Raw genomic sequence first — 18,533 nt, forward strand, 5'->3', positions numbered from 1 at the left:
AGATAGCCGAAAGGCGGGCGGCTTCGGACAATTGTGCGACGAGGCGCCTCACGTCGCGGTGAGGCGCCTCGTCAGATTCGTCTCCAAAAACAGATGGTCGGTCAGCGCGAGACGACAAGCCCCTTGGTGGTGACGACCACCCAGCGGCCGTCCTGCTTGCGGATCGCGTCGACCTTGCCGAGACCCGGCACGGGATCGCCGGCATAGACCTCGTAGAGGCCGCCGCGGCCCTCGATCAGCGCGCCGCCACGACCGACGTCGCGCAGCACCCAGCCCTCGACGACCTTGGGCTTGGCGGCGTCCGCGCGGTTCGGCTCGGGACGAGCAGCGGCCTCCGCCCGCGCCGGCTCGGTCCGGCTCGCCTCTGCCCTTGCTGCCTCGGTCCTGGCTGCCTCGGCGCGGTTCGCCTCCTGGCGGCTCGCCACCCCCGCGGGCGGGGCCGCCGCATTGATCGCGCCCACCGCCTGCGGCACGGATGCCGCGCTATCACGTGACGCCGCCTGCTGCGATGTCGCGGACGCCTGCGCGGCGCGCAGCCGGTCCACGGCCTCGCTCAGACGCTGCAGCTCGCTCGGCTTGGCCGACGATTTCGTCGACAGGTCACCCAGGATCTTCTCGAGCCGGTCGAGACGCTCGGCGGACTTGTTGAGCTCGACGAGGCTGGTCTGATTGGTCTGGTCGAGGCTCGCCTTCAGCGCGGCGACATCATTGTCGATCCGCGCCACCGTCGCGCCAAGCGTGGAATCCGCAGCCTCGCCGGCGGTCGCATCGGCCACGTCACCACCGCCGGAGCGCGTGACGAATTTGGCGGTGACCAGACCACCGGCAACGCCGCCGACGACCATCGACAGCAGCAGGATCGCGGCCATGGCCGGAAGGCCGAGCCTCCCGTTCACGGCATGCGGAATCACGGCATGCGGAAGGGTCTGCGCCTGCGGAGGCGACGACGCCCCAGCGGCGCGAGCTGCCGTCGCGGCGGCCGCCGGCTTGGGCGCCGCATCGACCTTGAACGGCTCGGTCTTGAACTTCGCCCTGGCCCAGGCTGCGGCCTTGTCGACGGCGGCAAGAGCACCAGCCTTGGTCAGCGGTCCGGCGACCGCCTGGACCGGCGTGACCGGACGCGGCGCGGACGCCTCTGGCTTGGCTGCGGATGCCGACTTGGCAACGGGCTCCGGCTTGGCAGCCGGCTCCGGTTTGACGGCCGGCTCGGGCCGGACGACGGCTTCCGTCTTGGTGGCAGTCACGGGCTTGATCGGCGCATCCGGCTTGATGGGCGCGTCCGGCTTCGGCGAGGTCGCCGCCATCGGACCCACCTTCGGCGCATTGGCCGCGAGCGCCGACAGCTTCGGCGTCTCGACCTTGAGGAGCTCGCCGGCCGCCGCCGCCTTGATCGGCTCCGACTTGACCGGCTCGGTCCTGATCAGATCCAGGATCGTCGAGGGAGATTTCGCAGCACTCGGGATCGCTCCGGCTTCGACCTTGCCCGGCACCGTGCCCCTTGCCGCCTGCGACTTTGTCAGCTCGGGCTTGACCTTGTCGGACTTGCCCTTGTCGGATTTGACCAGGTCGAGCCGCGCAGGCTCGGGCTTGGCGCGCTCCAGCTTCACCGCCTCGATCTTGGCGGGCTCGATCTTGTCCGGCTCGGCCGTGACGACTTCGCTCTTGGCCTGCTCGGGCTTGATCGTTCCGATCTCGGTGCCGGCCGTCATCCCGGTATTGATCGCAGAGCTGTTGATCGCTGGGCTGTTGAGCCCAGGGCTGTTGGGCGCAGACTTGGCGTCGGTCGTGGCGCCGTCCAATGCAACCGGTCCGGCCTTGGTGTCGAGCTGCGGCTCGGGCGCGGTCACCGCTTCCACGATTGCCACCTTGGGGTCGATGCCCGGACGATCAGCCGCCGGCGCTTCGTGATCCGGCGCGATCATGGGCGGGGCCACCGCGGCGATCGTGGGCACGGCCGGATCGACTGCGTCCGGGGAGGCGGATGTCGTCAGGGCCGGGTCGACGCTCGCAGGGGCCGCGCCAGTCGTACCGGCCACGCCAAGGCTGGCCCGTTCGGGCTTTTGGTCGCTCACGTTCAGAGTCTCCGCATGACGTTGAGCACTTGGTAACCTTAGTTAGCGTTCGATTGATTGCCAAAATCTTACTTTTGCAAGGCTTACCTGAGTTTTAGGGATTCATACCGGGCGGATTTGCGCCGACAAAGTGGAGCAGATGTGGCGGGCGGTGCCCGAATATTCAGCTCTGGGCGGCCCGTCCGGAGGCAGCAAGCTCGATCGGCACGCGGCGCAGTGTGGTCGACGGGGAGTCAAACAGAGCCGCTCTCGCGGCGCGATTGCACCCGAGCTTTGACCATCATTCCCTCCGCATCAGTCGGAGGGCGCAGGGAAGGCCGGGTGCCGACTGGCACCCGTGGCCCCCGTGCGGAAAGATTGCACGGGGCAGGAACCACAGGTTCAGCCGGAACGACCCGGCCCTCCCTGCGCGATGGCGTTACGGCTGCTTCGTAGTCTCCCCGGTGCGCCGGGCTTTCTGGTCACCGTCATCCGCACGAGGCGAAGCCTGCATGCGAACTTGACATCGGCATCGGGATGCCAGGACCCTACGACTTGACCGTCCGTACCGCGCTTGCTCGCCGGCCCGCTTGCGCAAAGCCCCAAGTCCGACACGGCCACCGCTCCCCGCTGCTACGCCTCGTGACGATCGGCCGAAACGTCCCTCTTCATCGCAGGCGGGATGGCCGGGATCATCGTCGTGATTTGCCCGACGCTGCAAGCCGGCAAGCGTGCGACAAACTGGCTCGACGGGCAGTTGGCGCATAAGAGGGATGCGGGAATTGCCCGTCGGGTCAGTGGTCGATGGACGACTGTAGGCTTGCGAATGCTATCAGTCTTGCAATGCCATTCAGTCTTGCAATGCCATCGACAGACGGAAGGCATGCTTGTCAGCCAACTGAACGCCAGTTCTCGACATCGGACGGCTGGCTCCCTGCTTGGCTGATAGGACGGGCCTGCACCAGAACCTTGAGGGAAGCGTTAGCCGAGCGAGGAACGAGAAACCGAAGAGAGCAATGCGCATCGATTGTCAGCCGGCCATCAAAGGCGTGCGGCCCGATGATCCGGTGGGATATGCCGACGAGCCCGGCAACTTCCATATCGGCGGCGCCGGCCAAATGCCCCGAACCGGGATTCCGCTTCTGCGACCGGAACACGAATATGAATTCTGCTTCTACGCAGACAGCAAATATGAAGGCGGCAGCTACGACGTAGAGGTCACAATGACGAGCACTGATCGATTCACGGGCTCGAGCGTGCAGATTGATCCAGAAGATCTTGATCGCACCACGCGGAACATGAGGCGCTTCTTTTCAGACCGCTGTTTTCTGATGCCGCGGATACCAATTCCTGCCGGGGAGCACTTTCGAAGCCTAAGGATGTTATGGCCCCCAAGAGACCGGAACAACGATGACGGTGCCGCACCGTCGAGATCGCCCCTGGTCAATACACAATCATAGATTGTATATTGTGCCGCCGGCCTTGTTGTTTTCGATGAACGCTCTGGTTGCTTTCGTAGACTAATACTCTGTGTTCGGGTTATTTTTCATTTTCAGCATTTCAAGGGGAGCGCTCATGCGAAAGCTCATTTCTTCGATCGGATTGTTGTGCGTCGCACTTTTGATCCTGGCCTCGCCGGGCGCGCACGCGCAGGCGACGCGGACCTGGGTGTCCGGGGTCGGCGACGACGTCAACCCGTGCAGCCGGACTGCGCCCTGCAAGACCTTCGCCGGCGCGATCTCGAAGACCGCCGCCGGCGGTGAGATCGACGTGCTCGATCCCGGCGGCTACGGCGCCGTCACGATCACCAAGTCGATCACCATCGACGGCGGGGGGACCATGGCCTCGGTCCTGGCGTCGGCGACCAACGGCATCAATGTGAATGCCGGCGCCAACGATGTCATCATCCTGCGCAATCTGAGCATCAACGGCGCCGGCACGACCCTCGGCCTCAACGGCGTCAATTTCCTCGCCGGCCGAAAGCTCGTCATCGAGAACTGTACCTTCGAGAACTTCTCGCAAAGCGCAATCTCTGTCGCGCCGACCGGTGCGGCACAGGTGGTGATCGCGGACTCCTCGCTCAAGGCGTCGGCGTTCGGCGTCACGGTCTCGACCGCCAATTCGAGCAGCGCGATCAGCGTGCTCGTCTCGAACACGAGGACCATCGAAAATGGCAATGCCGGAATATCCGCCACGGTCCCGGCCGGAAAGCCGGGGATGGGGGTGTTTCTCGATCGGCTGACCTCCGAGTTCAACAACACCGGCGTTCTGGCAAGCGGCAGCGGCGCCATCGTGACGTTGGGAAATTCCGTCATCCAGGGCAATTCCAACGGCGTCGTCCAGACCGGCGGCGGCTCCGTCTCGTCCTTCAAGAACAACGCGATCAGCAACAACGGCGTCGACGGCACGCCGCTCACGGGGATCAGCCTGAACTAGCGACGCCGCCGCGGGAAGCCCGACATCTGGCGACCCGCGCCTGGCGGACAACGTGCAATCACATCAGCGAGGTCCCGTCGCCGGCGGGACCTCGCTCGATTGTATCGATGCCGGCGCTCAGACGCCGGCGGCGGCCGCGTGCTGGGCCGCCATCTCGGCATCCGCAGCGGTGACGCGCTGGAACGCCGGACGCTGGGTGATGCGCTCGGCGTAGCGCACGAACACGTCCTTGCGCGGCACCACGCCGAACATCATGGTCCAGTTGAAGGCGACACCCCACAGCACGTCGGCGGCGGTCATGCGCTCGCCGAGCAGATACGGCCCCTTGGCGAGCTGCTGCTCCAGCGCCCCCAGCATCGTGTCGTAATCGGCATAGGGCGACTGCGTGACCGGCGCGGGCTCGCGCTTCATGAAATGGTCGATCACGGCGGGCTCGAACGACGCGCCGTAATACGCGATCCAGCGCAGATAAGGTCCGCGCATGGGATCGTCGAGCGCCGGCGTCAGCCCCGCCTGCGGAAACAGATCGGCGAGATAGATGAAGATCGCGACCTGCTCGGTCACGATCTGGCCGCGATGTCCGATCGTCGGCACCTTGCCGAGCGGATTGACGGCCAGGAATTCCGGCTTGCGCTGCTCGCCCGCCTTCATATTGAGGACATGCAGATCGTAGGGCGCGCCCAGCTCCTCGAGCAGGATGCGCGCGCCCGCGGCGCGAGTCTGCGGCGAGTAATACAGCGTGATCTTGTTGTCGGCGGTCATGATGGTCTCCTCCCATTGCCGGCTGCGGTGGCGGGCTTGTCGCACACCATACCTGACAAGGCGTGTCAGGTATGTTTAAACAACGTCATGCGCGCGAGCCGGCTGCTCTCCATCCTCACCACCTTGCAGGCCAAGGGACAGGTCACGGCGCCCGAACTCGCAGGCGCCTGCGAGGTCTCGGTGCGCACGATCTACCGCGACATCGACGCGCTCGCCGCGGCGGGGATCCCCGTCTATGCCGAGCGCGGCGCCGAAGGCGGGTTCCGCCTGCTCGACGGCTATCGCGTGCGGCTGAACGGGCTGTCCCCGGCCGAGACCGATGCGCTGTTCATGGCGGGCCTGCCCGGCCCCGCCGCAGCCCTCGGGCTCGACGACGCGATGAGCGCGGCGCAGACCAAGCTGGTGGCGGCGCTGCCGCAGAGCCTGCGCGCCAATGCCGGCCGCATGCAGGCGCGGTTCCATCTCGACGCGCCTGGCTGGTTCGGCGAGTCCGAGGAGCCGCCGCATCTGCGCGTCATTGCCGACGCCCTGCTCCGCGACGTCATGGTCGACGTCCGCTATCAGACCTGGCGCGCCGAGAAGCGCCGCCACGTCGCGCCGCTCGGCCTCGTGCTGAAGGGCGGCAATTGGTATCTCGCCGGGCAGGTCGAGGGCAGCGTGCGCACCTACCGGGTCGCGCGCATTCTCGACTGCCGCGTGACCGCGGACAGCTTCGCCCGGCCCGCCGATTTCGATCTCGCCGCCTATTGGCGCGTCGCGACGGAGCGGCTGGAGGCGGAGCTGCATCCGAAGACGGCCACGGTGCGGCTGTCGCCGCTCGGCGTGCGGCTGCTGGAGGTGTGGAGCCAGCCTTACGTACGTGCCCGCACCCGCCTCGCCGACGAAGCAGATGCGGACGGCTGGCGCATCGCGACGATCCCGACGGGGACGACGCTGTGGCACGCCGCGGGCGAGCTGCTGCGGTTCGGCCCGGAGGCCGAGGTGATCGATCCGCCAGAGCTGCGCGCGAAGATGACCGAGCTGGCGCAGGCGATGACGAAGCGCTACGGCGCGGCTGAGACGAAGGTGTGAGTTGCCGACAAAGACTCTGTCCGCTTGTCATTCCGGGGCGGCGCGCAGCGACGAGCCCGGAATCCATAATCCCGAACGGTGATGGGACGAAGATGAGCGCCACGGCGATCTCGCGCCCCACGATGTTTCGTGGCTATGGATTCCCGGCTCGCGCGTGCCGCGCGCCCCGGAATGACGTGGTGAGAGCATGCGATTTCTGACGCGCATCTGGCGTGAGCAAGAGCGTGGGAACTGAGGTGGACTACATCACCACCGGCGCGTCGGGCAGTTCGTTCGTCTCGCCGGCATGCGGCGGATAGTGCTTGGCGAGCTCGCGCGACACTGCGGCGACGCCCTCGATCACGCCCTGTTCGAAACGCCCCGCGCGGAACTGCGCCTCCATCGCCCGGCAGATCGTCTCCCAGCCTTCCGCGCCGACGCGATCGTGGATACCGCGGTCGGCGATGATCTCGACGTCGCGGTCGGCCAGGAGCAGGTAGATCAGGACGCCGTTGTTATCAGCGGTGTCCCAGATGCGCAATTGCGAGAACACGTCGAGCGCGCGCTCGCGCGGCGGCTGGTCGCGCCACAGCGGCCGGCCGTCGAGCGCGCCCTCGACGACGAAGCGGAGCTGGCCGGCATGGGTGCGCTCGCCGTCCTTGATCGCCTGCTCGATGCGGGCCAGCACAGCCGGCGTGAAGATGCGCCTGAGCTGCCAGTGATGCTGCAGGAGATGCCGGCCGATCCGCCTGATGCCCATGGTCGCGCGCCCCCTCCTCACCAACTGCCCGAGGCGCCGCCGCCGCCGAAACTGCCGCCGCCACCGGAGAAGCTGCCGCTGTCGCTCGAGCTGCCGCTGCTCCAGCCTGACGACGACGAGCCGCTCGACCAGCCGCCGCGGCGGCCGCTGCCCGGCGTCATCGCGCCGAAGGCGTCGGCAACGAAGGCGATGACGAAGCCGGCGATCGCCGACAGGGCCGCCAGCCCAACCGATCCCACCATCAGCCAGGCGAGCACGCCCATGGCGCCGCCGGTCGCCAGCGAGCCGATCAGGCGGCCGAGCAGCGTCCGCAGGAAGCCGCCGATCACCAGCGCGCCGAACAGCGCCACCGGCGCGAACGAGCTGATGGAGTCGAAGTCCAAATCGTCGCCATGCGAGGCCTGCGGCTGCGGCACCGGCAGACTCTCGCCATTGATCACGCCGATGATGCGGTCGACCCCGGCGTCGATGCCGCCGGCGAAATCGCCGCTGCGAAATCTCGGCGTGATGACCTCGTCGATGATGCGGCGCGCGGTGACGTCGGTGAGGCTGCCTTCGAGGCCGTAGCCGACCTCGATGCGCAGCTTGCGGTCGTTCTTGGCGATCACCAGCAGCGCGCCGTCATCGACCTTCTTGCGCCCGATCTTCCAGGTCTCGGCGACGCGGAGCGAAAACTGCTCGATGGTCTCCGGCTGCGTCGTCGGCACGATCAGCACCGCGACCTGGCTGCCCTTGCGGGTTTCCAGGTCCTTCAGCTTCTGCGTGAGGCCTGCGATGTCCGAGGAGGACAGCGTGGCGGTCTGGTCGACGACGCGGCCGGTGAGCTGCGGCACCGCCACGTCCGCCAGCACGATCGTCGCGAGGCAGACGAACAGCGTCGCAAGCAGCGCCTTGATGACCGGCAGCGCGCGCACGATTCCCTGCTCCGGCTATTTCGACGGCGCAGGCGACGGCGCGTTGAAATCGACCTTCGGCGCGACCGAGATCTCGCGCTCGTTCTCGACGGTGAAGTTGGCCTTCTCCTTGTAGCCGAACACCATGGCGGTCAGGTTGTTCGGGAAGGTGCGGATGCCGACGTTGTACTCCTGCACCGCCTTGATGTAGCGGTTGCGCGCCACCGTGATGCGGTTCTCGGTGCCTTCGAGCTGGGACATCAGGTCGCGGAACAGCGCGTCCGATTTGAGCTGCGGGTAGTTCTCGGTGACGACCAGCAGCCGCGACAGCGCGGAGGTCAGCTCGCTCTGCGCCGCCTGGAACTTCTGCAGCGCGGCGGGATCGTTGACGACGTCGGGCGTGGCCTGCACGCTGCCGACCTTGGCGCGGGCGTTGGTGACGCCGAGCAGCACGTCCTTCTCCTGCTGGGCAAAGCCCTTCACGCTGTTGACCAGGTTGGGCACGAGGTCGGCGCGGCGCTGATACTGGTTGACGACCTCCGACCAGGCCGCCTTGACCTGCTCGTCATTGGTCTGGATGGCGTTGTAGCCGCAATTGGTCAGGCTCAGCGTCATCAGCGCCGCCAGCACGGTCAGCAATCTCCGCATCGCGCGTCCCCCTCTTCATCCGGTTGTACCGCCTTCACACAGCACAGCTTTGGCGACGGCGCAATGACGGCAGCCGGCCGCTGGACATGGGTCGCGGCGGCCGGTGCGTCGGTTCAGGGAGGTTCCGAGTCTGCCGCGGATGCGGGTCATTCGCGCGGAATGACCGGTGGAGAGAGGCGCTGTCGTCTTTGCGGCGGGACTCGCGGCTGGCTGATGGGCCCTGCGCCAACCACACACTCCGTCATTCCGGGGCATCCGCACGCCCCGGACGACACCATAGGCGCCTGCGCTCAACTGCCCTTGCGGTCGCGCAGCTGGGTCACGAACATGTCCTGCCAGCTCGCCGGCTTGACCTTGATCGAGCCGACGCCGTGCATGAACTCGGCGATCTTCAGCACGCCCTCGGGCGTCGCGGAGAACCAGGTGTCCTTGTCCTGCAGCATCTCCAGCACGTCCTCCTTGGTGGTCTTCACCTTGGCGGTGCGGGCATAGATCTCGGCCGCGGCAGCCTTGTCGTTGGCGATCAGCGTGCAGGCCTCGTCGAGCGCGTCGAGGAACGCCTGCACGACCCTGGGATTGGCGTCGACGAAGCGCTTGGGCGCGAACACCACGTCCATCGTCATCCGTCCGAGCACATCGGCGGAATTGGCAACGCGGCGGATCTTCGGATCCTTCAGCTCGATGTAGGAGAACGGCGGCGAGGTGAAATGCGCCGTGATCTCGGTCTTGCCCGAGGTCAGCGCCGCCAGCGCCTCCGGGTGCGGCAGGCCGACGGTCATGGGATCGAGCTTGGCGTAGTTCTCCTTGCCGAACTCCTGCGCCGCCATCATCTGCAGCATGACCGCCGACAGCGAGGTCTTGATGCCTGGCAGGGCGATCTTGTCGCTCGGCTTGAAATCCTTCAGCGACTTGATCTCGGGATTGTTGGTGTTCATCCACAGCGAGGTGGAGCTGAGGCCGCTGACGCCGACCACCTCCACCGCCGGAATGCCCTTGGCCTTGGCCCACAAGGTGATGAAGCCGGGCGCGCCGGTGCCGGCGATGTCGAGCGAGCCGGCCATCATCGCGTCGTTGATGATGTTGCCGCCGTCGAGCATCTGCCAGTTCACCTTGAACGGGCCGAGCCCGGCCTTCTCGGCCTGCTTCTCCATCAGCTTCTGATCCTCCATCACGATCAGCGGCAGATAGAGGATGCCGTAGCCCTTGGAGAGCCTGATCTCCTTGACCTCGGCCTGCGAGGCACCGGTGGCGCCGAGCAGCGCGGCGAGGCCGAGCGCGGCGGCCGTGAATGATTTGCTCCAGGACATGGTCGTCTCCTTCCTTGTTGTTGTGCTTATAACTTGAAAATCAGTGCTGCATGCCCCAGCGCCGCACCGTCTTGCGCTCGATGGTGGCGAACACGACGTTCTCGACGACGAGACCGATGAAGATCACGGTGAACAGGCCGGCGAACACGTTCGCCGTCTCCAGCTGGTTGCGGTTCTCGAAGATGAACCAGCCGAGCCCGCCCGAGCCGGAGGACACGCCGAACACCAGCTCGGCCGCGATCAGGGTGCGCCAAGCGAAGGCCCAGCCGACCTTCAGGCCGGTGAGGATGGCCGGAAAGGCCGCGGGGATCAGGATGAAGCGCACCAGCTTCAGCCCGCGCAGGCCGTAGTTCAGGCCGACCATGCGCAAGGTGTTCGACACCGAGCGGAAGCCGGAATGGGTGTTGAGCGCGATCGCCCACAGCACCGAATGCACCAGCACGAAGATGATGCTGCCCTTGCCGAGGCCGAACCAGATCAGCGCCAGCGGCAGCAATGCGATCGCCGGCAGCGGGTTGAACATCGAGGTCAGCGCCTCCAGCATGTCGGCGCCGATCCGCGAGCCGATCGCGATCGTGGTCAGCACGGCCGCCAGCGCGATGCCGATGCCGTAGCCGATCAGCAGCGTCTCCAGCGACACCAGGGTGCGCGCCGGGATGATACCGTTGCCGATGTTCTCGAAGAAGGCTGAGAGCGTGTCGGTGAAGGTCGGAAACAACAGGGGATTGCCGAGCCACAGGCCATAGGCCTGCCACAGCGCGGCGAGCGCCACCAGGATGATGGCCTTGCGGACCGCACCGATGCGGTAGGCGCGCTCCAGCCAGGACAGGCTCGCCTCGACCTTGACGTCGCCGAGGGGCGTGTCTGCATTGACGATCTCCGGGCGCAGCGCCAGCGTCTCGCTCATGGATGCTCTCCTCGTCTCTAGTGATGGCCGAACAGCATGTCGTTGATGCGCCCTTCGAGCGCGACCTGTTCCGGCGAGCCCATCGTGCCCGGCGGCACGCTGTTGAGCTCGGCGCGGACGCGGCCGGGATGCGGCGACAGCAGCAGGATGCGGGAGCCGATCTTGATCGCCTCCTCGATCGAATGCGTCACGAACAGCACGGTGAAGCGGGTGTCCTGCCAGAGCTGCAGCAGCTCATCCTGCATCTTGCGCCGGGTCAGCGCGTCCAAGGCGGCGAACGGCTCGTCCATCAAGAGCACGTCGGGCTCCATCGCCATGCCCCTGGCGATCGCGACACGCTGCTTCATGCCGCCGGAGAGCATGTGCGGATAGGAGTCGATGAACTTGGTGAGACCGACCTTGTCGATATAGGACTTCGCCCGCTCGTTGGCCTCGGCCGTGCCGAGCCGGCCGCTGGCGGTCAGCGCGAATACGACGTTCTCGCGCACGGTCTTCCACGGCAGCAGCTGGTCGAATTCCTGGAACACCATCATGCGGTCCGGGCCGGGCTCGCTGACGTCGTGGCCCTTGAGCCGGATGCGGCCCTCGGTCGGCTTCAGATAGCCGCCGATCGCCTTGAGAAGCGTGGATTTGCCGCAGCCGGAGGGGCCGAGCAGCACGAAGCGGTCGGAGTCGAAGACCTTGAAATCGACGCGGTAGGTCGCCGTGACCAGGGTGTCCGGCGTCTTGTACTGGAGCGTCACGCCCTCGACCGAGAGCAGCGGCTCGAACTGAGACGGCGATTGATGGACGGTCATCGTCCTCCCTCCTCTATATTGCAGTGCGAAATTTCGCCTGGTGCACTTCGGCGCCCTTATTCGAAGTGATAGAGGAGGAGACTGACGCGAACCTGACTCCGGGACTGAGACGAAGACCTTGCGCATCCTGCTGGTGGAAGACACGCCTGAGATCGGCGCCGCCGTGACCAGCCGGTTCGAGCGGATCGGCTATGCCGTCGACTGGGAGAAGGACGGCCGCACCGCGAGCGAGCTGATCGAGGTGCAGACCTATGACCTGATCGTGCTCGACGTGATGCTGCCGAACATGGACGGCTTTGCCGTGCTCAAGCATCTGCGCAAGCGCGGCCTGCGCACGCCGGTGCTCGTGCTGACGGCGCGCTCGGCAGTCGACGACCGGATCGGGGCGCTCGACCTCGGCGCCGACGACTACCTGATCAAGCCGTTCGACTATCGCGAGCTCGAAGCGCGTGCCCGTGCGCTGCTCCGGCGTGCGGCTGGCCAGTCCGACAATCTGCTGACCCTCGGGCCGCTGGTGATCGACCGCGCCGGGCGCACCGCCAGCGTCGCCGGCCAACCGCTGGACCTGACGCGGCGCGAGCTGACCGTGCTGGAAATCCTCGCCGCACGCCCCGGACGCTACGTCGCCAAGGAGGAGCTGGTCGAGCAGCTCTTCAGCTTCGACCAGGACCCGAGCCCGAACGCGGTCGAGCAGTTCGTCGCACGTCTCAGGCGCAAGCTGGCGGCGACGTCAGTCGAAATCAAGACCGAGCGCGGCCTTGGCTATCAGCTCCACGCTTCGTGACCTCAGGGCGTCGCTGCGCGCGCGGCTGCTGATCGCGATCGGCGCGATCCTGGCCGTGGGCGCCGTCGTGCTCAGCCTCGCCGCTTGGCAATATGCCGCGACCGCCGCGCGCGACGCCTATGACAAGCTGCTCGCGGGCGGCGCCGTGCAGATCGCCGAGAACATCTACATGCAGGGCGGCGTCGTGACGCTGGATCCGCCGGCGGCAGCGTTCGCGACATTGTCGGCCTATGACCTCGTGTTCTATCGCGTCACCGATCCGCGCGGCGTCGTCATCGCCGGCTATGACGACCTCGCCGTCACCGCGCCCGCCAGGGCGCTGCGCGAGGGCGTGGTGCTGCGCGACGGCGTCTATCGCGACCAGGCCGTGCGCATCGCCGCGGTGGCGCGCAAGCTCGACGGCGCGCCCGGCGATGGCGGGAGCCAGATCGTGCTGGCGCAGACCCTGCGCGCCCGCGACGCGCTGACCTGGGATCTTGCCTCGAAGGCGATCGGCCTGATCGCGGCGATGAGCCTGCTGGCGCTGGTTGCGACCGCGCTGTGCCTGCGGCTGGTGTTCGCGCCGCTGACGCGGATCGAGGCCGAGATCGTCAAGCGTCGCCCCGATGATCTCAGCCCGATCGCGATCACGCCGCCGCGCGAGGTGCGCGCGCTGGTCGGCGCCATCGACGGCTTCATGCAGCGCCTCGCCGAGCGCATCGCGCTGATGCAGCGCTTCATCGCCGACGCCACGCACCAGCTGCGCACGCCGCTCGCGGCCATCGACGCCGAGGTCGAGCTGCTGAGCGATCACACCAAGGACCCGAAGGCGCTCGACCGGCTGCGCGGCCGCATCGCCGACCTCGCCCGTCTCACCAGCCAGTTGCTCGATCACGCCATGATCCAGCACCGCGCCCAGGCGCCGCGCTTCGCGGCGACCGATATCAATGCGCTGGCGAAATCGGTGCTGTCGCAAAGCGTGCCGCTGACGCTGGATCGGGAGGTCTCGGTCAGCTTCGTGGCGTCGGAGGAGAACGCGGTGGTCGCCGCCGACGCCATCAGCCTGCGCGAGGCGCTTGCCAACCTCATCCACAACGCGCTGGCGCATGGCGCAAGGACGCGGCTGATGGTGAGGGTGGAGCGAACGGCGGCGCATGTCGCGATCGTCGTCTGGGATGATGGGCCGGGGATCGCCGAGGAGGCGCAGACCGGACTGCTGGCGCCGTTTCAGAAGGGCGACGGCTCGCATGGATCGGGGCTTGGGCTTGCGATCGCCAAGGACGTCGCGGAGGCCCACGGCGGAAACCTGCGGTTTGCGGGCAGCGCGGGCGACTTCAGCGTGATCCTGGAACTACCACCCCAGCCCCATGGCTAAACCTTTAGTTGTTTCATTACACGCCCGTTCTGAAATCAACGGTATGTCGTTCCCAGCATCAGGGGAACCACCATGGTACGGCTTGCCGTTCTAGGAATTGTTGCAGCGGCCAGTCTCTCATGCACCGCACCGGCAACCGCCGCGGATCAGAACGGCGAATGCGCGAAGTCCCTGCTCAGGACCTCCCCCGAGATCGTCATTGCGGCCTGCTCCCGAATCCTTGCCGAGCCCAACACATCCTCGGCCGAGCGTGGCCGCGCCCTCTCGGTTCGAGGCTCGGGCTACTATCACACGAAGCGGTGGGACTTTGCAGCGAAGGATTACGATGCAGCCATCGCGCTGATGCCGACCGATGAAGAACTGCTGCTGTCCCGCGCGACGACGGCGTCCCGTCTCGGCGATCTCACACTGAGCCACTCACTCATCGAGAAGGTCCTGACGCTCAATCCGTCCAATCCGAATGCGATCTGGCGCGTCGCCGCCTCCTATGCAGACGCCGGCGACGACCGCTCCGCGATCCGCTATTATGACATGGCCTTGGCGATCGCGCCGAGAAACCAGTATGCGCTGCTGCTCAGCAGCGACAGTCATCAGCGTTTGCGCCGCTTCGACGAAGCGCTGAAGACCGCTGACGCGCTGGTTGCGCTCGGTCCCGACGAGATCAATCTGCAGCCCTATTTCGACGGCTATGGTAACCGGCTCGACTTCTACATCGTCGCTCTGAAGAACCGCGCGCGCATTTACTGGACAGTCGGCCAGTTTGACCGTGCAGAGCAGGACTTGAACGCTGCCGTAACCTATCGACGGATTCCCCTGTCGCTCACGGCACGGGGCCACTTGCTCACCTACAGACCCGGACGAGAGCAGGAGGCGTTTGCCGACCTGCAGGAAGCCAAATCGCTCGGGTCGGAGCAATATGAGACCTTCTTCGACCTCGGGCTCATCCACGCCAAGCGTCAGCAATTCCGCGAGGCGATCGCCGAATTCGATCGTGCCGCGGCGATTGATCCGCCATCCGGCGAGGCGTTCCGCATGCGTGCACTGATGCATCGGGAACTCGACGAGACCGATCTCGCGTTCGACGACATGGTGCTGGCCGTGAGCATCGAAGAGTCGGTGCTCAAGCGGACCGTTCTGGCGCTGCGCACCGCCGGCTATTGGCGCTCGAACCAGGCGCCTGACGAACTGACGCCCGACTTCAAGGACGCGATCCGCGCCTGCATGCTCGACAAGCTCTGCAAGTGAGTCCTCCGATGACATCCCGCATTCGCTCCGCCATCCCGCTCATCCTGATCGCCGGGCTGCTGGGCACGCCCTCTCTCGCCGAAGACATGCTTGGAACGGCGGGCCCGATCCGCTCCTTCGGCTTCGGAACATGCAAGCTGCCCTATCCGGCGAGAGCCCGCGGCGAATGTGATCCGCCGGAAGTTTCAGCAACACTGCCGGCGGATGTCCGTTCGCAGCAGCGCGTCGTTCGCGCGCGTCAGCTCACCGAGATCGCCAGGCTGCCGCAGGCGATCGCCGAGCTTGATACCGCCATTACCGAGCAGCCCGGCAACGTGCCGGCGCTGCTGCTCCGCGCCCGCCTAAGGATACCCGCCCAGCTGACCGAGGCCACGCGCGACGTGAAGGCGGCGCTGCAGGCCGCCCCTGAGAATGCCGACGCGCTGGCGACCATGGCCTTCATCCTCATCGGTCAGGACGATCAGGCCGCGCTTCAGTTGGCCACCGACGCCCTCGTCCGCGACCCGCCATCGGTCGATGCGCTCTGGATCCGGGCCATCCTTGCAAACCGAAGCGGCCGGCCGGAGCAGTCGGAGGCGGATCTCGATCGGGCCATCGCAATCGAGCCCGACGATCGGCGAAGCCGCATGACACGCGCCGAGATCAGGCTGCAGACCGGCAAGGCGGCTGGCGCCAAGGAGGATCTCGATGCGATCCTCGCGGCGGGGTCTGATCTCCAGGCGCTGCAGATGCGGGCGACGATACTGGCCGGGCTGGGAGACGACAGCGCAGCGCTTGCCGACCTGAACAAGGTTCTCGGTCCGCCCGGACAGCGGGTGCTTCCCGGCCCGGCCCGACCCGACCTCGTCAACATGTTCGTGCAGCGCGCCTTGATCCTCACCCGCACCGGACGAGAGCCGGATGCCAGGCAGGACCTCGAAACCATCGTCGCGCTGGGCGGCAATCGCGCGATCCTGCAGATGCAGGTCTACCTGCGGGGTCATGGCTTTCCGGACCTCGCTCTGAACGGCAAACGGTCCGACCAGCTCGACGACGCGCTGCGCGCCTGCTTCATCAACAGTGCATGTGGCCGCGGCATCGCCATCCGCGGGTAGCATCTCGTCTGCGGTGGCCTGACCGCCGCATCCTCAATGCCGGCAAGCGGCAGACGGATGCGGCGGTCTGAGAAGTGAAGTTATGCTTACGCCGCAGCCTTCCTTGCCTTCGCGTCCCGGATCGCCGCCCACACCTTCTCAGGCGTCAGCGGCGTCTGCAAATTGGTGATGCCGAGTTCGAACAGCGCGTCCATCACGCCATTGGTGACGCAGGGCGGGCCGCCGATGGCGCCGGATTCGCCGCAGCCCTTGGCGCCCAGCGGGTTGGTCTTGCAGGGCGCGGAATCATCGAGCGTGACGACGATCGGCGGCACGTCGTCGGCGCGCGGAATGCAGTAGTCCTGATAGGTCGCGGTCAGGAGCTGGCCGTCGGCATCGTAGGCGACGTTCTCGTACAGCGCCTGGCCGATGCCCTGGGCGACGCCGCCATGGATCTGGCCGGCCACCAGCATCGGATTGACGGCAACGCCGACGTCGTCGACGGTGGTGTAGCGCACGACACGGCTGATGCCGGTCTCCGGATCGATCTCGACCTCGCAGATATGGGTGCCGTTCGGCCAGCTCGGACCGTCGACCTCGCCCTCGCTGTCGACCGACAGCTTGGCGCCCTGCTCCTTCTGCGCGATCTCGAACAGGCTGATGCGGCGGTCGGTGCCGACGACGGTGAGGACGCCGTCGCGATACTCGATGTCCTCGACCGCGGTCTCCAAGAGGTTCGACGCCTTCTCGCGCGCCTTGCTGATGAGATCGTTGGAGGACACCGCCACCGCGGTGCCGCCGACGAACAGCGAGCGCGAGCCGACGCTGCCGAAGCCGGTGGCGAGATCGGTGTCGCCCTGCACCACGTCGATCTTGTCGAGCGGGATGCCGAGCGTGTCGGAGATCATCTGGGTGTAGGTGGTCTGCAATCCCTGCCCCATCGCCATGGTGCCGGAGTGCAGGATGACGCGGCCCTCGGAGGTCGCGTGCAGCGACACCTTCTCGGTGTGGGCGCGGCCGCCGGTCCATTCGATGTAGCTGGTGAGGCCGCGGCCGTAGAGCATGCCGCGCTTCTTCGCTTCGCGCTTGCGCGCATTGAAGCCGTCCCAGTCCGCAAGCTTGGACGCGCGCTCCAGCATGTGGGCGAAGGCGCCGGAATCATAGACCTGGCCGACGGCGTTGGTGTAGGGCAGTTGCGCCGGCTTGATGTAGTTGGCCTTGCGGATCGCGCGCGGATCGATTCCGATCTGGCGCGCGGCCGCGTCGAACAGGCGCTCCACGATGAACACCGCCTCGGGACGCCCGGCGCCACGATAGGCACCGACCGGCGCGGTATGCGTCATCACGGTCTTCACCTCGAAATGCACCAGCGGCAGGTCATAGACACCGGTCTGCACGAACGGCCCGAGCACCAGCGGAATGATGTTGGCCGCACCCGATGAATAGGCGCCGGTGGCGCCGATCGAGCGCACGCGATAGGCCAGCACCTTGCCCTTGGCGTCCAAAGCGAACTCGGCGGTCGAGGTGAGGTCGCGGCCATGCGTGCCGCCGACGAACTCGTCGGTGCGCTCGGCGCGCCAGCGGATCTTCTTGCCGAGCTTGGTCGCGGCATAGGCGACGATGCCGTCCTCAGGATAGAGGTTGGTCTTCTGGCCGAAGCCGCCGCCGATGTCGCCGACCAGCACGCGCACACTTTCCTTCGGCCGCTTCAGCACGGCTTCCGCCAGCACGTCACGGGTCGAGGCCGGCGTCTGCGACTGCACGTACAGCAGCAGCCGGCCGGTCTTCTTCTCGATCTCGGCAATGGTCGAGCGCGGCTCCATCGCCGAGGGCACCAGGCGCTGGCTGGCAATGTCGAGCGACACCTTGTGCGCGGCGCTGGAGAAGGCCTCTTCCACCTTGGCGGCATCGCCATAGCTCATCGCGGCAACGATATTGTCCGGCGCCTCGGCCCAGACGACGGGCGCACCCGGCTCGAGCGCCTTCACCGGATCGGTCACCGCCGGCAGCACCTCGTAGTCGACGGCGATCGCTTCCGCCGCTTCCTGCGCGATCGTGCGCGACGCCGCGACCACGGCCGCGACCGCCTCGCCGGTGAAGCGGACGACCTCATGGGCGAGCAGGCGGCGCGGCGGCACCGTCATCGGCTTGCCGTCGGGACGCTTGAAGATCGCCAATGTCGGAATGGTGCCGACATCGTCGGCGACGAGGTCCGCACCGGTGTAGATCGCCTGCACGCCCGCGATCTCGCGGGCGGCGGCGGTGTCGATCGACAGGATCCTGGCATGCGCATGCGGGGAGCGCAGCACGTAGAGCCACAGCGCGCCGTCCTCCGCCTTGTCGTCGATGAACTGCCCCTTCCCGGTCAGCAGCCGCTGGTCCTCCAGACGCTTGACGGGCTGCCCCGCACCAAACCGCATATTGTTGGGAAGAATGTTCATTCGGGAATCCTTGGTCAGTTCAATG

At 66.6% G+C, this 18,533-nt stretch carries 16 protein-coding genes; 7 read left to right on the plus strand and 9 right to left on the minus strand.

What is annotated here, in order from left to right; translation table 11 throughout:
* Positions 1-101 precede the first annotated feature (101 nt).
* The gene (locus QX128_RS17810) at positions 102-2,072 is read right to left on the minus strand and encodes a hypothetical protein (RefSeq protein ID WP_316238104.1); all 1,971 of its coding nucleotides are present in this window, start codon (positions 2,070-2,072) and stop codon (positions 102-104) included.
* Positions 2,073-3,067: 995 nt separating this feature from the next.
* Here QX128_RS17810 and QX128_RS17815 point away from each other — a divergent pair.
* Together QX128_RS17815 and QX128_RS17820 are read left to right on the plus strand one after the other, a co-directional pair.
* Entirely contained in the window at positions 3,068-3,511 is a 444-nt protein-coding gene (locus QX128_RS17815) for a hypothetical protein (protein ID WP_316177408.1), read from the plus strand.
* A 115-nt stretch (positions 3,512-3,626) separates the two neighbouring features.
* Positions 3,627-4,487: a right-handed parallel beta-helix repeat-containing protein gene (locus tag QX128_RS17820; RefSeq protein ID WP_316177407.1), complete on the plus strand. Its 861-nt coding sequence runs from the start codon at positions 3,627-3,629 to the stop codon at positions 4,485-4,487.
* A gap of 117 nt (positions 4,488-4,604) precedes the next feature.
* Here the strand turns inward: QX128_RS17820 and QX128_RS17825 are convergent, their stop codons facing one another.
* Positions 4,605-5,249: a glutathione S-transferase family protein gene (locus QX128_RS17825; protein WP_316177406.1), complete on the minus strand. Its 645-nt coding sequence runs from the start codon at positions 5,247-5,249 to the stop codon at positions 4,605-4,607.
* Positions 5,250-5,336: 87 nt separating this feature from the next.
* On the opposite strand from QX128_RS17825, the gene QX128_RS17830 reads away from it, so the two are divergent.
* On the plus strand, positions 5,337-6,320 hold the full coding sequence (locus tag QX128_RS17830) for a YafY family protein (protein ID WP_316238105.1): 984 nt from the start codon (positions 5,337-5,339) through the stop codon (positions 6,318-6,320).
* Between the two features lie 241 nt (positions 6,321-6,561).
* Here QX128_RS17830 and QX128_RS17835 read toward each other — a convergent pair whose 3' ends face one another.
* The 6 genes from QX128_RS17835 to QX128_RS17860 all read right to left on the minus strand — a co-directional run bounded on the left by QX128_RS17835 (position 6,562) and on the right by QX128_RS17860 (position 11,611).
* Entirely contained in the window at positions 6,562-7,059 is a 498-nt protein-coding gene (locus QX128_RS17835) for a TPM domain-containing protein (protein WP_315804834.1), read from the minus strand.
* Between the two features lie 17 nt (positions 7,060-7,076).
* Entirely contained in the window at positions 7,077-7,973 is an 897-nt protein-coding gene (locus QX128_RS17840; RefSeq protein WP_316238106.1) for a YgcG family protein, read from the minus strand.
* 15 nt (positions 7,974-7,988) lie between these two features.
* On the minus strand, positions 7,989-8,600 hold the full coding sequence (locus QX128_RS17845; RefSeq protein ID WP_315804832.1) for a LemA family protein: 612 nt from the start codon (positions 8,598-8,600) through the stop codon (positions 7,989-7,991).
* A 290-nt stretch (positions 8,601-8,890) separates the two neighbouring features.
* Positions 8,891-9,907: an ABC transporter substrate-binding protein gene (locus tag QX128_RS17850; RefSeq protein ID WP_316238107.1), complete on the minus strand. Its 1,017-nt coding sequence runs from the start codon at positions 9,905-9,907 to the stop codon at positions 8,891-8,893.
* Positions 9,908-9,947: 40 nt separating this feature from the next.
* Positions 9,948-10,814, minus strand: coding sequence for an ABC transporter permease (locus QX128_RS17855; RefSeq protein WP_316238108.1), 867 nt, complete (start codon positions 10,812-10,814; stop codon positions 9,948-9,950).
* A gap of 17 nt (positions 10,815-10,831) precedes the next feature.
* Entirely contained in the window at positions 10,832-11,611 is a 780-nt protein-coding gene (locus QX128_RS17860; RefSeq protein WP_315796993.1) for an ABC transporter ATP-binding protein, read from the minus strand.
* 118 nt (positions 11,612-11,729) lie between these two features.
* On the opposite strand from QX128_RS17860, the gene QX128_RS17865 reads away from it, so the two are divergent.
* From QX128_RS17865 to QX128_RS17880, 4 genes are all read left to right on the plus strand, one after another.
* Positions 11,730-12,395, plus strand: a complete 666-nt coding sequence (locus tag QX128_RS17865; RefSeq protein WP_315713962.1) for a response regulator transcription factor — start codon at positions 11,730-11,732, stop codon at positions 12,393-12,395.
* Positions 12,370-13,749, plus strand: a complete 1,380-nt coding sequence (locus tag QX128_RS17870) for a sensor histidine kinase (RefSeq protein WP_316238109.1) — start codon at positions 12,370-12,372, stop codon at positions 13,747-13,749. The genes QX128_RS17865 and QX128_RS17870 overlap by 26 nt, the downstream gene beginning before the upstream one ends.
* A gap of 72 nt (positions 13,750-13,821) precedes the next feature.
* Positions 13,822-14,994, plus strand: coding sequence for a tetratricopeptide repeat protein (locus QX128_RS17875; RefSeq protein WP_316238110.1), 1,173 nt, complete (start codon positions 13,822-13,824; stop codon positions 14,992-14,994).
* A gap of 8 nt (positions 14,995-15,002) precedes the next feature.
* Positions 15,003-16,088, plus strand: a complete 1,086-nt coding sequence (locus QX128_RS17880) for a hypothetical protein (protein ID WP_316238111.1) — start codon at positions 15,003-15,005, stop codon at positions 16,086-16,088.
* Between the two features lie 86 nt (positions 16,089-16,174).
* Here the strand turns inward: QX128_RS17880 and QX128_RS17885 are convergent, their stop codons facing one another.
* Positions 16,175-18,508 carry a xanthine dehydrogenase family protein molybdopterin-binding subunit gene (locus QX128_RS17885; protein ID WP_316238112.1) on the minus strand — a complete coding sequence of 778 codons (2,334 nt, stop codon included), beginning with the start codon at positions 18,506-18,508 and terminating at the stop codon, positions 16,175-16,177.
* Positions 18,509-18,533: the final 25 nt, after the last annotated feature.

Source organism: Bradyrhizobium sp. SZCCHNR1015, assembly GCF_032489875.1.
Lineage (GTDB): Bacteria > Pseudomonadota > Alphaproteobacteria > Rhizobiales > Xanthobacteraceae > Bradyrhizobium.

What these genes read in the sequence shown, in the direction of transcription:
- QX128_RS17815 (WP_316177408.1), top strand. Translation starts at nt 3,068, where the DNA reads ATGCGCATCGATTGTCAGCCGGCCATCAAAGGCGTGCGGCCCGATGAT.
- QX128_RS17820 (WP_316177407.1), top strand. Translation starts at nt 3,627, where the DNA reads ATGCGAAAGCTCATTTCTTCGATCGGATTGTTGTGCGTCGCACTTTTG.
- QX128_RS17825 (WP_316177406.1), bottom strand. Translation starts at nt 5,249, where the DNA reads ATGACCGCCGACAACAAGATCACGCTGTATTACTCGCCGCAGACTCGC.
- QX128_RS17830 (WP_316238105.1), top strand. Translation starts at nt 5,337, where the DNA reads ATGCGCGCGAGCCGGCTGCTCTCCATCCTCACCACCTTGCAGGCCAAG.
- QX128_RS17835 (WP_315804834.1), bottom strand. Translation starts at nt 7,059, where the DNA reads ATGGGCATCAGGCGGATCGGCCGGCATCTCCTGCAGCATCACTGGCAG.
- QX128_RS17845 (WP_315804832.1), bottom strand. Translation starts at nt 8,600, where the DNA reads ATGCGGAGATTGCTGACCGTGCTGGCGGCGCTGATGACGCTGAGCCTG.
- QX128_RS17850 (WP_316238107.1), bottom strand. Translation starts at nt 9,907, where the DNA reads ATGTCCTGGAGCAAATCATTCACGGCCGCCGCGCTCGGCCTCGCCGCG.
- QX128_RS17855 (WP_316238108.1), bottom strand. Translation starts at nt 10,814, where the DNA reads ATGAGCGAGACGCTGGCGCTGCGCCCGGAGATCGTCAATGCAGACACG.
- QX128_RS17860 (WP_315796993.1), bottom strand. Translation starts at nt 11,611, where the DNA reads ATGACCGTCCATCAATCGCCGTCTCAGTTCGAGCCGCTGCTCTCGGTC.
- QX128_RS17875 (WP_316238110.1), top strand. Translation starts at nt 13,822, where the DNA reads ATGGTACGGCTTGCCGTTCTAGGAATTGTTGCAGCGGCCAGTCTCTCA.
- QX128_RS17880 (WP_316238111.1), top strand. Translation starts at nt 15,003, where the DNA reads ATGACATCCCGCATTCGCTCCGCCATCCCGCTCATCCTGATCGCCGGG.
- QX128_RS17885 (WP_316238112.1), bottom strand. Translation starts at nt 18,508, where the DNA reads ATGAACATTCTTCCCAACAATATGCGGTTTGGTGCGGGGCAGCCCGTC.